Here is a 13,235-nt window from a genome sequence, read left to right as displayed (position 1 = left end):
CTACAAAAGTTTGGGAAATAGCAGAAACCGTAATTTTAAAAACTAGGCTGAGGAGATGTCAGTGCAATCGCCATGGAGAGAAAGATCTTTTACTGACTGACTAACCTCTTTAATTTCATTCATTTTATAATATCTTCTATTAAAAAACTCAATAAGGATACTTAGAGCATAGAAGCTAGGAATAATCAAATGGTTGCTTTTTTAACGAGCCCATTGAATAACCTATAGATTGGAAATGTGAAGGAATTTGCATGTCGTTTGTATGTCATTTGTATACAATTTTTAATTTTTGTGTTTGAAAAAGATATACAAAAGTGTAACTTGTAATTTAAATTGAACACATAAAGACGCTTATGACATATAAAAAACCCCAGGAACCTGTTGCCATCAGTATCCGCGCAAAGGCTCATCAGCGAGACCTTATTGACCAAGCAGCTGAACGACTTGGCCGCAGCCGATCAGACTTTATGTTGGAGGCGTCGTGTCGCGAGGCGGAAATCATCTTGCTTGAGCAGACGTATTTTTCCCTTGATACCAAGGATTTCGCCAAACTGCAAACCATGCTGGACAATCCGCTTGAGCCCACTGAACGACTGAACCGCCTGATTCAAACGAAAGCCCCTTGGGAGTGACCATATGGGAATGAACACGCGTTTATCCCCGCCCGCGCCCATCACTGAAGAACATAGGATTTCCCGATTCGACTGTGGAGTTCCTTCCCTCAATGAATACCTGAAAAAGGTCGCCTTCAGAGATCAACTTGCAAAACGCGCACGCACCTACGTGGTAGCCGATGACCAAAGAGTTTTAGGCTATTATTGCCTGGCGACGGGAGCAATTGGACATACGCAAGCGCCAAAGGAACAACGTAAAGAGGTTGACCCAATCCCCGTTTTGGTCTTGAGCCGAGTGGCCGTTCATAAGGCTTATCATAATCAAGGCATTGGCAGAGCTTTGCTACGCAATGCTGTTCAGCGTTCCCTGCAGGCTTCAAAAATTGCTGGTGTTTCTGCCCTGTTGGTGCACGCCTTATCCCAACCTGCTAGGCGGTTTTATTTATCGAATGGGTTACTTGAGTCCCCTATCAACCCAGGAATACTGTATTTGTAGAACCTAGGGCATCATTGCTGAAGACAGCAATCGAACCTGGGACCTACTGATTACGAATCAGTTGCTCTACCAGCTGAGCTACTTCAGCCGAATGCGCACCCACTCTACCTAAAAATGAATCACGCGTCCATACGCGTCCAAAACAGATTCATGCATCATTTCCGACAAGGTGGGGTGCGGAAAAATGGTATGCATCATTTCCGCTTCCGTGGTCTCCAGGCTTTTAGCCAGCGCAAATCCTTGAATCAACTCTGTCACCTCGGCTCCAATCATATGGGCACCTAAGAACTCACCGGTATTGGCGTCAAAAATAGTTTTCACTAAGCCTTCCGCCTCCCCCATGGCAATCGCCTTTCCGTTCCCCATAAACGGGAAACGCCCGACTTTTACATCAAAACCCTCGGCCTTCGCCTTCGCCTCTGTCAATCCAATGCTGGCGATTTGGGGCAAGCTGTACGTGCAACCGGGAATATTATTCACTTTTAGGGGGTGAACATGATCAAGCTTAGCAATTTTTTCTACACAGATGATGCCTTGATGAGACGCCTTATGGGCCAACCAAGGGGCTCCTGCCACGTCACCAATAGAATAAATGCCGGGTTCAGCCGTGGCGCTCCACTGATCAACTTCTATTTGCCCTCGGTCAACTTTAACTTTTGTATGCTCAAGCCCCAGGTTTTCCGTATTCCCCACCACGCCAATGGCCACAATAACGGCGTCAACTTCGATGGTTTTCTTAGGCTTATCAGCCGATTCAAGAACCGCCTTAACAGTTTTTTCTCCGGCATCTAAATTTGATACGGTGGTCTTTAAAAGAAACTGCATCCCCTGTTTTTCAAAGGACTTTTGCGCTAGGGCTGAAATTTCCTCGTCCTCTTGGGGAAGAATGCGATCTTGCATTTCAACCACCGTAACCTCACTGCCCATGGTGCGATAAAAACTGGCAAATTCTATGCCAATCGCCCCTGAGCCAACAATCAATAATGACTTGGGTAAAAAGCTTGGGACCATTGCCTGCTTCGCCGTCCATACCAGTGGATGATCGGTTGGCATATTAGGCAATAAACGCGCTCTAGCCCCTGTTGCTAAAATAATATGGTCAGCCGTGATGGTTTCAACCTTGCCATCCTCAGCTTTGATCTGCAGTAAACCTGGTTTTTCTAACTGAGCATACCCCTTAAAGACGGTGACCTTATTTTTCTTTAACAGGTGATGAATACCACCCGCCAATTGATTCGCAACGCGGCGAGACCGCTCGACAATTTTATTGAGATCAACTTGATACGTATCAATTTTGAACCCAAAATCTTGGGCATGATCAATAAGATGTTTAATTTCGGCGCTTCTCAACAACGCTTTGGTTGGAATACATCCCCAATTTAGGCAGATTCCACCCAGTTGGTCGCGCTCAACGACCGCTGTTTTGAACCCTAATTGGCTTGCTCGGATGGCACTTACATAACCTGCTGGGCCACTACCGACGATTACCAGATCAAACGCACTCATTCTTAAACTTCTCAATAGATGTCGCTAATACGTTCACCATAAAAGGAGAAAAGTTCTGTAGCAAAAGTTTTTTTGTGCGCTTCCTTATTTTATATGAAAAATTAACGAAAAATTAACTATTTCAACCGTATCCTAATTGGATATTAAAAATTAATTATTTATTAAAGTTAAAATTATGTTAAAAATACATAAAATTTTTCTTTATTTTTCCTTAAATTGAGCTATTCTATTCATTAAGGACTCTCGTACTCTATGAAATTCTGAAAGGAATCTTTTTATGGCCAGACCTGCCATTCGTCTTCTGAACGCCTTCATTCCAGTTTTGTGCCTAACAAGTTTATTCACTCAACTGGGACACGCACGATCAACCTCTGCAAATGGTCACATGACATCATGTGAACAAGTTTCGCAAACAGATATCGAGTGGGAAAAGGGCAACAACCCCTGGGACAACGTGCCTAAAGATAATCACCGCATTGAAATTAGCAAAGGATGGAAAGTGCCCAATAACAACACGTGGGTGTTGATAGGTGGCATGGTTAAATTTGATGGCTACCATGATATGACGGCTCCAAGCGGCGATCCTTTTGAGGCCCCAACAATTGCTCCAAAGAGCTCTATTGCTTCGCGCATGAATGGCAATACAAAATTTATTGTTCGCCAAAGCAACTTAAATATTTCAACCATCAGCGAAACAAGAATTGGTGAAATTAAGACATTCCTAGAAGGCGACTTTGCTGCCAACAACTATTTTGGTGACGGAAACCAAACCACGCGTCATTATATCTCCTTGAACAGCATTTGCTTCCGGTTAAGAGAAGTTTACGTAGAAACAAGTGGCTTCTTGTTTGGTCAAACTGCCACAACCTTTTCGGATCGCGAAGCAAACGGTTATACGCTTATTCATAACGGCGTCACCGGCCACAGCCAGATTCGGTTGCCCATGGTTCGTTATACTTGGTACAATCCTTTCTTAGTGCCTGAAAATGGGTCCAGCCGTTTAATGATTGCCGCAGAAGCCGCAACGACAGATTATCTGCAATATAATGGTCGTCAAAATCTCACAACAAATGGCCCATCAGGTTCTTTCACAAATCAGAACGTTCCTGTTGTCACACAATTAGAAAATGACACACGCGTTGTTCCCAAAAGCCGTGGCATCTCACCTTTACCAAATTTTGTAACGCAACTGCGGTTTGAAAAGAAAGGGGTTGGTCACATTGCTTTCCGTGGGTTAGCTCGTTATTTCATGATTCGCCCTGATAAGACAACAAGCATCAAAGATGTCGGTTGGGGCTTGGGTGTATCCACACGGTTATTTGTAACAAATTCTAATTCTATCTTCTTTAACTACAGCGCGGGCAGAGGTATTGGACATTATATCTTTGACTTGCCCTGTCAAGCTTTGGCCTATGACGCCACCACAAAGAACCATGCCGTTCAATTCGGGCAAGGTATCATTCTAGGGTATGAACACTACTGGACAGATCATCTGCGGTCTAACTTTATCGCCGGCGTCAGCCAAGTGAATAATGCACGCTTTTTGAGAACGCTCGCCCAAGGTCGAAAGACTGCCCTTTACGACAGCTTGGCAACGGATGGAATTGGCCAATATTCTAACGACGTTGCCTTCGTCAACCGCCGCATTCAACAAGTCACCGTTAACTTACTGTATAAACCAAGAGCGGCTTTAGAGATGGGTGTGGAATATACCCATGCAAGACGAACAACAATCAATGGTCAAAACGGCATCGCAAAACGGTTCCAGATGTCATTCATGTATCGATTCTAATGACGACTACCAAAGGAACACCAAGGAGAAAATTTGTGAAAAATAACAACATAAAAAATTTATTATTGCTTGCTCTCTTAACGTCTCCATTTTCAGTGGACGCAAGCAATTTGGCGACCTTAGATGGCCCATCTTTTTGTTTTGACCGAACACAAAAGTTTCAAAGGATTTACCATGCGTTTGATCTTCCTTATTGTCAGGAAATAGACAGAAAGAAAACCTTTGATGACGAGGATATGACCCCGATCATCAAACGACTAGGGGGTATTAAAGCCAGAGGTTACACTCATGTGCAAATATCACCACCGCAATTATCAAAACCCTCTCACTCAACCCTCAGTCATTCAACAGCAAACGAAGGGGATATATGGTATCTGGCCTATCAGCCTTATGTCTGTGTCCTAGGCAATGCTTACAAGCAAGAGCTTTCTGCAGTTTTAGAGAAACCAGGCGCGGATTTGCGTTCACAATATGGCATAACCTTAAGTGATGGCAGCGTCATTGGATATCACGTAGGGAATGGTCGTTATGGTTCGCTTACAGATTTGAAAACCCTTATCGAAGCTGCCAAGAAAGTGGGGCTTGGAATTATTGCTGATGCCGTTTTGAATCATGCTGCTTTTGATCATGGGGGCCCCTCTAAAGAGGTTAAAGACATGGTAATTTCAGACTTTCACCCTATTGCTTATAATGCCAGTGCCAATACTTTTGCATTGTCTGGCTTAAATTTTCCCGACGATTTCTTCCATGCAAACCCTGGTCCAGAATTTAAGCTTGGTCAGGATACATGGGATTGGGGGCCAGACCTTAATACGGGCAATCCCATAGTGCAAAAAATGATCGTTGGTTATTTAAAGCTACTTCATAACCTTGGAATTACAGGTTTTCGTTTCGATGCGATGAGGCATATTGCTTCAGATGAATTTCAAACGATTCTCAAAACTTTAAAAACTGAAATTAAAGACTTTTCTATGTGCGGCTATGGAGAGGTTTGGGATACAAATTATAGCTCCTTAGATCCCTATCTTGCGCTTGCTCCACTGGGAGACTTCGTGATGATGGGCACCATCACAGACTCTTTTGCTTTGGGTCAATCGATGAAAACACTTGTCATTCCAAATGCTATGGGAAATGTTCCAACGGTTACTTTTTCAGTCACACATGACACATATCCAGGTGTCGCGACGGGAGAAATTTCTAAGTTTTATCCAATTGACGACCCCAAAGATGCTGACGAACTGCATACAAGCCGTCAAAACCCCCAGAATATTCTAAACTCCCAGCTGGCGATCTCGTATTTATTAGCCAGACGAGATGGTTCTCCCATTATCTTACGTTTCGAAGACGAGAAGGACACATCCGGTTTAATCTCGCGAAGTCTCCACTTTCGAGCTCGCATGGACGAAAAGAACGCGCCCCACGAATATACAAAGGCCTTGAGTGATGATGTCCTGCTGATAGGACGCCAATATGGTTTTGCCGTTATCAACAAAGGAACCGCAAACTATACCGTAACCCCAACTGATCTTCGAGACAACGCTCACCTCCCCTTTTATATTCCCAATGGCAATTACAAAGATAGCTCGGAAACCCCCTACATCATTCCTGGCCTAACCCTTACTGTTCCCGCCAGAAATGCGGCGTTTTTATATTTGCAAGACTCAACAGACCAAAAGAGTTTTAAAGTGGGTTTTCAGTACAAAGTGAAAAAACCGTCAGAACAAAGATATTTTGTTGTGGGTAATCACCCCTTGTTAGGAAATTGGCAAGCTCGCCCCGATGGTTTTAATATGCTGTTGAACAAGCAATCATACGAAGCACAAGGGTTAATCAATCCCTTGCAATCTCTTCCCATAAGATTTCCTGCAGGTCTTTCGCTTCAATACACAGTTCTTGCAGAAACAACTATAGAGGAAACCACAACCACTCAGGCTGCGAATGCAGAAACTTCAATTCCAACGAAAGTGACGACTTGATTTAGCTTGCTAGGATGGGGGTTCTGGTCGCCCCCATTGTTTCTTACAACGCTTTCAAAACTTCTTGAAAATGGTCTGTCACTTTGACCTTTCGCCAAATCTTTTGAATGCACAAATTCTCGTCGATCAAAAAGGTCGATCGATCAATACCAAAGTACGTTTTGCCATACATCGATTTCTCCTTCCAGACCCCATAAGCCTCGCATACCTTACCATCCTCATCTGTTAATAAGGGGAAATTTAAAGTGTGCTTGGATTTAAACTTCTGGTGACTGGCGTTGCTGTCGCGAGATATGCCCAAAATGACCGCCCCTTTGGCTGCAAATTCCGCCTGATGGTCCCTAAAATCGCAGGCCTGCTGAGTGCATCCCGACGTATCGTCCTTTGGGTAGAAATATAAAATAATTTTTTCCCCTTTAAGCTGGGATAAGGTTACATGGTCGCCGTTATCAGCCATTAAGCTGAAATCCGGGGCCTGACTTCCAACGTCTAAAAGAACATCCATAAGCTAACTCCTAAAAAGAGGGGTAATAAAATAACACATGACCAAACCATATAACCAAGAAATCCAGGCATAGCAATACCACTTTGTTTAGCAAGGGTGCGAACCATAAGATTGGGGGCATTCCCAATATAAGTGATGGCGCCCATAAAAACTGAGCCTAGAGATATCGCCATTAATAAGGGTGCCTGAGATGTCATAAGGTTTTGTGCATCGCCCCCTGCCATTTTGAAAAACAATAAATATGTGGGCGCATTGTCTAAAAAGGCTGAAAAAAGACCAGTTAACCAAAAATAAATTAAAGCAGGGGATGATCCATGCGTTAGGCTTAGAACTTGGTGAAGCGGTCCTGACAGACCAGCTTGGAGCATCAGATTCACAGGAATGATCGTCACAAAAATAACCGCGAATAAAAGGGTCACCTCCCGAATGGGACTCCACGAGAAGTGCTGTTTATGGCGAATGTGTTTTGGCGTCAAAAGATATGAAAGACAAGCCAAAATGATTAGGCTGGCATTCGTTAGGATTTGAACCAGGCTGACAGTCTGGCCCATAATGAGTATCGTTGGTAAGTCGTCATAACACCGCGTACAAACCCCAGAACCTGCAATGACCCCTATGAGGACAAGCAAAAGTAACAGGTTGATTTTCCCTGTTAAACCAAAGTTTCCTGGAACTTTAGAATGTTCTAAAGCGGGCGTTTCACGCCCTAAGAAATAAGAATCCAACAAGAAATAACACCCCAACAAAATAGCGATCGTCACCATAAAAGGTTGCGCTAGAGTCTGCAGCGTCCAAAAGAAGTCGACCCCGTTTAAATAACCCAAAAACAAGGGCGGATCGCCAATCGGTGTTAAGCATCCCCCAATGTTAGCCACTAAGAAGATGAAGAAAATAATGCTGTGGGTTTTGTAATGTCGGTCGCTGTTCATCGTAATGAAAGGACGCAACAAAATCATCGAGGCCCCTGTTGTGCCCACAACGCTGGCCAATAAGGAACCAATCGCTAAAAACGCTGTATTTTTAAAAGGGGTGCTTTTTGTTTTTAAATCAACGTGCAAGCCTGTTGTGACGACATATAAAGACGACAATAAAATAACAAACGGGACATAATCTTGAATCAAAACGTGGGCAAGTTCATGGATGGCAGTTGAAAACCCAATCACGAGACCAAGTCCCACCATAGAGGATACAGCCAAAGCAAAAAGGATTTTGGATTCAAACTGATGCCACAGACGCGGTATTGCGTAAGGCGCCGCTGTCATCAAAACTAAGACGGCAATGAAAGGAAGGCCAAGCCATAAGGGCGGGGTAAGACTAGCTTCCATTATTTCTCATCTTCCATTTTAAATCGTACCACACTGGTTTCAAAATAGCGCATCAGCACTTTGAGGGACACAACAAAACAGTTTTGGCCAAGGGAATTTTCAGCTAACCTTATGGAAATATTCCAAATAAGACAGTTTTTCATGACCTATCTTCATCGTGTCTTCCTTAAAAAAGTGGTTTTTCTAGGTGTCGTCCTTGCAACGGCCGTCGTTTTGTCAAAACCATTGATTCGAATTTTTGCGCACAACTTAGTTTTAAATGTGGTGATTGCCGTCTGTTTTGCGTTTGGGATTATTTCAAGTTTTTATCGGCTTTGGCGCCTTTACCAGGAACAAACGTGGCTGGAAAATTGTACCCAGGAGGGTGCGTCGTTTATGCCTCCTCAAAAAACCTATATCCTGGCCCCTTTGACTATCATTCTTAACGATCCTCAATATCAGGCTGGCCTGACGACATTAACAGCCCAATCCGTCTTAAACAGTGTCGATGCAAGGCTGGAAGAAGGTCGTAGTGTAAATCGTTATCTGATGGGATTATTGGTCTTCTTAGGTTTGCTCGGGACATTTTGGGGCTTGTCAGAAACCATTGGTGCGATTGCTGGCGTTGTGAATCATTTGAACCCCGAGGGTGTAGATGCCCTGCAGGCCTTCAACCAATTAAAACAAGGACTTCAATCGCCGTTGGATGGCATGGGAATTGCCTTCAGCTCGTCTTTGTTTGGGTTGGCAGGGTCATTGGTCTTAGGGTTCATGGATCTGCAACTTGGGCAAGCCTGCGCCGGATTTTATCAAAAGCTTGAAGAACGGTTAATTGCGATCACTCGCTCTGGCTCGGGAATAGAGAAAACTACAGCTTATAACGGCCCCACCTATAGTCTTAGCTTGTTGGAACAAACAATCGAAGGGATGGCCAATTTGCATAACCATTTACAACGTAGTGAAGATAATCGGGTGAATTTAGTGAAAGCTGTGCAGGTTTTAAGCGAAAAACTGACACAAATGGCTGAGCAGATGGTTGCCCACCAAGCCATCATTAAGACAATCACCCACAACCAATTGGATTTACAAGAAGGTTTTAAGGATTGGCTTCAGCAACATCAACAGGCAAGTCAAGGCAAAGCCGCGCAGCTTCGCAGTCTTGATACAACCATGACGAAGCTCTTGGAGGAAACCATTGAAGGGCGCAACCGTCAAACCCAAGAATTACGACAAGAAATTCGGGTAATCGCCCGAACCTTGTCGGCCATTGCCGATCAAGAGGTCGCAGCTTAAGGGTTTAGGAGGAAGCGTAAATCCTTATAAAAGATGGCATTTCCTCGCCATACCACCATTTGTAAAGTTGATTTCGCCTGGCCACTATTTTCGAAACGAAAGCAACAGAACCGGATACTGTATTTAAAGCTATGTTCGCTATCCTGTAACCTTGTTGAGAGGTTTCGCGATATTGCCAAGAACTAAACGTAGCAGCAGCACCACTGACTGTGTTAGTCAAACACATGAACGTCAATAAAACGGCTCCGTGAAGCTGGTCTCGATAGAATACATCATACACATTTTTAAGCAGGCATCCTCCATAAATGCTTGTATAAGTAACATTTTGAATAAAAGAAGCCGAAGCCACTTCTGAAGATTGATTGCTTAGGCAAGCTAATACAACAGGCATTATGTCGACCCCAGCCTCCAAAACCGGAGCCAAAAGAATGCCTATCTTTTGCGCTTGTCTGATTAACTTTAAATTAGAATCTGTCTTTTCCACCCTTATGATTGGCAAGCAATCAAGACCTCTGAAGCTCTCATCCCTTTGCTCTGAGATTTCTTTAGAGAGAATCTCTGAATGAGGAGAAACTGAGGTTTCAGCGTCACTCATTTCCCCAAGAACTATTGGTGTGCTATGGGATTTTTCTATATCTCCCGGTTGAGTGATATCTAAGGACACATCACCTTCACTGCCCATTAATCCTGCAGTCGATATCATAAAAAAAAGGATTGCGAACTCAATTACTCTATTTTTACTAAAAAACATTACTCTTTGTACTCTGTATAAAAAAAACGATTTGTAACTGCTCTAAATGCAGTGTTTTTTTAGGGTTTTTTATAGACCAACGTCAACAAAATAAACCAGAAATCAGATTAAAATGCGTATTCCGGTCTAAACCGAACAGTGATTCCGGCTCAAACCGAACAGTGATTCCGGCTCAATTCGAACAGTGATTCCGGTTCAAATCGAACAGTGATTCTGGTTTAAATCGAATAACGATTCCAAGACGAAGCGATGGCCTTTGACCTCCTGTATCAAGGAGACCTTTGGTTATAAAACGCGTTTTATGAACGCTGTATCCTTTTTTTGTTCAACAAAACATGAAAGGAACAGCCCATGTCACGGAGTCACATATCAATGAGAAAGATCAGAGAAATCTTACGTTTACGGTACAGCTGTGGATGTAGTTACCAGGAGATAGCCAAGAGCATTGGCATTAGCGCGAGTACGGCGGTTGAAGGCGTCAAGAGGGCAAAAGCAGTTAACTTAAGCTGGCCTGTGCCCGACAATCTAGGCGACGAAGAGTTGGAGATCAAGCTGTATCCGCCTGCTCAAAAAATCAATAAAGAACAACGGGGAGAGATTGATTGCATTTATATTCATAAAGAACTCAAGTGCAAGCATGTTACGTTACAATTATTATGGAGTGAGTATAAAGAAAAGTACCCCCAAGGGATTAGCTACAGCCAGTTCTGCGACGTTTACCGAGGATGGCGTAATTCAACACTTGATGTCTGGATGCACCAGACCCACAAAGCAGGAGAGAGACTTTTTGTGGATTATGCCGGTCAAACGATGTCCGTTGTAACGGATACGTCGACAGGGGAAGTCGGTGAAGCACAGATTTTTGTAGCTGCGCTTGGTGCGTCCAGTTTTACCTACGTGGAGGCCACATGGACCCAAACGCTTGCAGACTGGATCAAGTCTCACGTGAATGCGTTTGAATATTATGGTGGCTGTCCAGAGATTGTTGTGCCAGACAATTTAAAGAGTGGGGTCCATAAGGCGCATCTTTACGAACCTGATATCAACCCAACCTATCAAGATATGGCCTCTTATTACGGCGTCGCAATTATTCCAACAAGGTCAAGAAGTCCGAAGGATAAAGCTAAAGTTGAGAATGCAGTCCAACAAGTCGAGAGACAAATTCTGGCCAAGCTTCGTAACCGTACCTTTTTTAGCTTGAGCGAGTTAAACCAAGCTATTCAGCCACTTTTGGATGTCTTAAACCGACGTCCTTTCCAAAAACTGCCAGGATCCCGTTTAAGCCACTTTCAAGACCTTGAGAAACAGGCATTAAAATCCCTTCCAACAACTCGGTATGAGTACGCCGAGTGGAAAAAAGTTAAAGCCGGCTTCAACTACCATATTGAGTTAGACAAGCATTTTTACAGTGTTCCCTATGCCTTGGCAAAGGAATCTCTCTATGTTCGCTATGGACCGACGATTGTTGAAATTTTTTGTCAGAATAAATGTGTCGCGACCCATGTCAGAAGTTATGGTGCCAACGGATATACGACAAATACTCTGCACATGCCAAAAGCTCATCAAGCACAGGTGGAATGGACACCCGAACGAATTGTTTCTTGGGCCAAGAAAACGGGGGAAGCAACGGCAAAATTGATAGAAGTCATCATGGCTTCACGCGCCCATCCTCAACAGGGGTTTCGCACGTGTCTTGGGATTTTAAGGCTCGGCAAGAGTTACGGTGAAGACCGTTTAGAGCTGGCTTGTAAAAGGGCTTTAGAGATAGGAGGCCACAGTTACAAAAATGTTGAATCTATTTTGAAGAACAAGATGGATCAACAGTCTTTATCCTCGTCCTCAGAAGTCAATAGCCTCTCTGATTCTCACGAATATATTCGTGGCCAAAAATACTTTAAATAATCTAAAAAAGGAGACCCTTTCATGTTACTGAATCCAATTGTTTACAACCTTCAAAAACTTCGTCTTCATTCTATGGCAAAAGCCTTTAAAGAACAGCTGGAGCAACCAACCATAACGCAGCTGAGCTTTGAAGAACGTCTTGGCTTGTTGGTTGATACAGAAGTCATCGCCCGGGAAAACAGGCAATTACAGGCACGCTTGCGCAGTGCCAAACTACAGCAGACGGCCTGCCTTGAAGATATTGACCATTCATGTCAGCGTAACCTAGACAAATCTTTGTTGGCCACACTTTCTCAATGCCAATGGGTTGCTTCTCATCATAATATTTTGATTGTTGGGCCGTGTGGCACGGGGAAAACATTCTTGGCTTGTGCTCTGGCCCACAAGGCTTGCCTTCAAGGTTATAAAGTTCATTACTGCCGCCTCAGTCGCTTGCTTAGCGAATTGCAGCTTGGAAAGGGGGATGGGAGTTATGGAAAAAGAATGAGTGAACTTGCTAAAACGGAGGTTTTAATTTTAGATGATTTTGGATTGTCTATTCTGACAGATGAGCAACGCCGTGACTTATTGGAGGTTTTGGATGACCGACATGATAAACGCTCTACGATTGTCACCAGTCAGATTCCTGTCAAACTCTGGCACGAAACCATAGGAAATGAGACGTTAGCGGATGCTATCCTCGATAGGTTGGTTCATAATTCTTATAGGCTTGAAATTAAAGGGGAATCTATGAGAAAAGTGAGGAGTAAAGAAAAGGATCAGGAAAACACCAAACAAAAAAACATCGAGGGTCCTTTGCATGACACAACGGAAATCACAAACAATGAAGGGGTGAAAAAATGAGATAAAATCGGAGAGTTCGCTTCTCTTTGATTCGTATTCGAATTAAACCAGAATCCGCGTTCGGATAAAACCGGATTCACTGTTCGAATTAAACCGGAACGGCCATTCGGATAAAACCAGAATTGCCGTTCGAATTCGCCGGAATACGCATTAAAAAGTTGCCCGCTCGCTTAAAATTGATGTACAAAAAAAATACGGACTTCTTAACAAGATAAATATTCCATGGCTATGATATTAAAAGTCATTTCTTCGC

Annotated in this window: 11 protein-coding genes and 1 tRNA gene; 7 read left to right on the top strand and 5 right to left on the bottom strand. The window is 43.5% G+C overall.

Annotation, left to right across the window (positions count from 1 at the left end):
• Window positions 1-353: 353 nt before the first annotated feature.
• Together EQU50_RS01885 and EQU50_RS01880 are read left to right on the top strand one after the other, a co-directional pair.
• Window positions 354-632, top strand: a complete 279-nt coding sequence (locus EQU50_RS01885; RefSeq protein ID WP_130153471.1) for a type II toxin-antitoxin system TacA family antitoxin — start codon at window positions 354-356, stop codon at window positions 630-632.
• 10 nt (window positions 633-642) lie between these two features.
• Window positions 643-1,110, top strand: a complete 468-nt coding sequence (locus EQU50_RS01880) for a GNAT family N-acetyltransferase (RefSeq protein WP_130153470.1) — start codon at window positions 643-645, stop codon at window positions 1,108-1,110.
• Window positions 1,111-1,125: 15 nt separating this feature from the next.
• Here EQU50_RS01880 and EQU50_RS01875 read toward each other — a convergent pair.
• Both EQU50_RS01875 and lpdA read right to left on the bottom strand, forming a co-directional pair.
• A tRNA-Thr gene (locus EQU50_RS01875) sits at window positions 1,126-1,198 on the bottom strand.
• A gap of 20 nt (window positions 1,199-1,218) precedes the next feature.
• Complete coding sequence (gene lpdA, locus EQU50_RS01870) at window positions 1,219-2,616, bottom strand: dihydrolipoyl dehydrogenase (protein ID WP_130153469.1); 1,398 nt, start codon at window positions 2,614-2,616, stop codon at window positions 1,219-1,221.
• Between the two features lie 277 nt (window positions 2,617-2,893).
• Between lpdA and EQU50_RS01865 the strand changes: the two genes are divergently transcribed.
• Both EQU50_RS01865 and EQU50_RS01860 read left to right on the top strand, forming a co-directional pair.
• Entirely contained in the window at window positions 2,894-4,408 is a 1,515-nt protein-coding gene (locus EQU50_RS01865) for a porin (protein ID WP_130153468.1), read from the top strand.
• A 35-nt stretch (window positions 4,409-4,443) separates the two neighbouring features.
• Entirely contained in the window at window positions 4,444-6,384 is a 1,941-nt protein-coding gene (locus EQU50_RS01860) for an alpha-amylase family glycosyl hydrolase (RefSeq protein WP_165380294.1), read from the top strand.
• Between the two features lie 43 nt (window positions 6,385-6,427).
• Here the strand turns inward: EQU50_RS01860 and bcp are convergent, their stop codons facing one another.
• The gene (gene bcp, locus EQU50_RS01855) at window positions 6,428-6,889 is read right to left on the bottom strand and encodes a thioredoxin-dependent thiol peroxidase (RefSeq protein ID WP_130153466.1); all 462 of its coding nucleotides are present in this window, start codon (window positions 6,887-6,889) and stop codon (window positions 6,428-6,430) included.
• Window positions 6,874-8,214, bottom strand: coding sequence for a sodium:proton antiporter (locus EQU50_RS01850; RefSeq protein WP_130153465.1), 1,341 nt, complete (start codon window positions 8,212-8,214; stop codon window positions 6,874-6,876). Before EQU50_RS01850 ends, bcp begins: the two co-directional genes overlap by 16 nt.
• A 141-nt stretch (window positions 8,215-8,355) precedes the next feature.
• On the opposite strand from EQU50_RS01850, the gene EQU50_RS01845 reads away from it, so the two are divergent.
• Complete coding sequence (locus EQU50_RS01845; RefSeq protein ID WP_130153464.1) at window positions 8,356-9,486, top strand: flagellar motor protein MotA; 1,131 nt, start codon at window positions 8,356-8,358, stop codon at window positions 9,484-9,486.
• A gap of 4 nt (window positions 9,487-9,490) precedes the next feature.
• Here EQU50_RS01845 and EQU50_RS01840 read toward each other — a convergent pair whose 3' ends face one another.
• Complete coding sequence (locus EQU50_RS01840) at window positions 9,491-10,237, bottom strand: hypothetical protein (RefSeq protein WP_130153463.1); 747 nt, start codon at window positions 10,235-10,237, stop codon at window positions 9,491-9,493.
• A gap of 372 nt (window positions 10,238-10,609) precedes the next feature.
• On the opposite strand from EQU50_RS01840, the gene istA reads away from it, so the two are divergent.
• Both istA and istB read left to right on the top strand, forming a co-directional pair.
• Window positions 10,610-12,139, top strand: a complete 1,530-nt coding sequence (gene istA, locus EQU50_RS01835; protein WP_420886594.1) for an IS21 family transposase — start codon at window positions 10,610-10,612, stop codon at window positions 12,137-12,139.
• A gap of 21 nt (window positions 12,140-12,160) precedes the next feature.
• Window positions 12,161-12,982: an IS21-like element helper ATPase IstB gene (gene istB, locus EQU50_RS01830; RefSeq protein WP_130153461.1), complete on the top strand. Its 822-nt coding sequence runs from the start codon at window positions 12,161-12,163 to the stop codon at window positions 12,980-12,982.
• The last annotated feature ends 253 nt before the right edge of the window (window positions 12,983-13,235 follow it).

Origin of the sequence: Candidatus Finniella inopinata (assembly GCF_004210305.1) — a bacterium.
GTDB lineage: Bacteria > Pseudomonadota > Alphaproteobacteria > Paracaedibacterales > CAIULA01 > Finniella > Finniella inopinata_A.
The sequence above is the reverse complement of the archived record's forward strand: the minus strand, read 5'-3'. Positions and strand labels throughout refer to the sequence as shown.

Excerpts from the sequence above, each read along its gene's own strand:
- EQU50_RS01885 (WP_130153471.1), top strand. The coding sequence starts at position 354 with ATGACATATAAAAAACCCCAGGAACCTGTTGCCATCAGTATCCGCGCA.
- EQU50_RS01880 (WP_130153470.1), top strand. The coding sequence starts at position 643 with ATGAACACGCGTTTATCCCCGCCCGCGCCCATCACTGAAGAACATAGG.
- lpdA (WP_130153469.1), bottom strand. The coding sequence starts at position 2,616 with ATGAGTGCGTTTGATCTGGTAATCGTCGGTAGTGGCCCAGCAGGTTAT.
- EQU50_RS01865 (WP_130153468.1), top strand. The coding sequence starts at position 2,894 with ATGGCCAGACCTGCCATTCGTCTTCTGAACGCCTTCATTCCAGTTTTG.
- bcp (WP_130153466.1), bottom strand. The coding sequence starts at position 6,889 with ATGGATGTTCTTTTAGACGTTGGAAGTCAGGCCCCGGATTTCAGCTTA.
- EQU50_RS01850 (WP_130153465.1), bottom strand. The coding sequence starts at position 8,214 with ATGGAAGCTAGTCTTACCCCGCCCTTATGGCTTGGCCTTCCTTTCATT.
- EQU50_RS01845 (WP_130153464.1), top strand. The coding sequence starts at position 8,356 with ATGACCTATCTTCATCGTGTCTTCCTTAAAAAAGTGGTTTTTCTAGGT.
- EQU50_RS01840 (WP_130153463.1), bottom strand. The coding sequence starts at position 10,237 with ATGTTTTTTAGTAAAAATAGAGTAATTGAGTTCGCAATCCTTTTTTTT.
- istA (WP_420886594.1), top strand. The coding sequence starts at position 10,610 with ATGAGAAAGATCAGAGAAATCTTACGTTTACGGTACAGCTGTGGATGT.
- istB (WP_130153461.1), top strand. The coding sequence starts at position 12,161 with ATGTTACTGAATCCAATTGTTTACAACCTTCAAAAACTTCGTCTTCAT.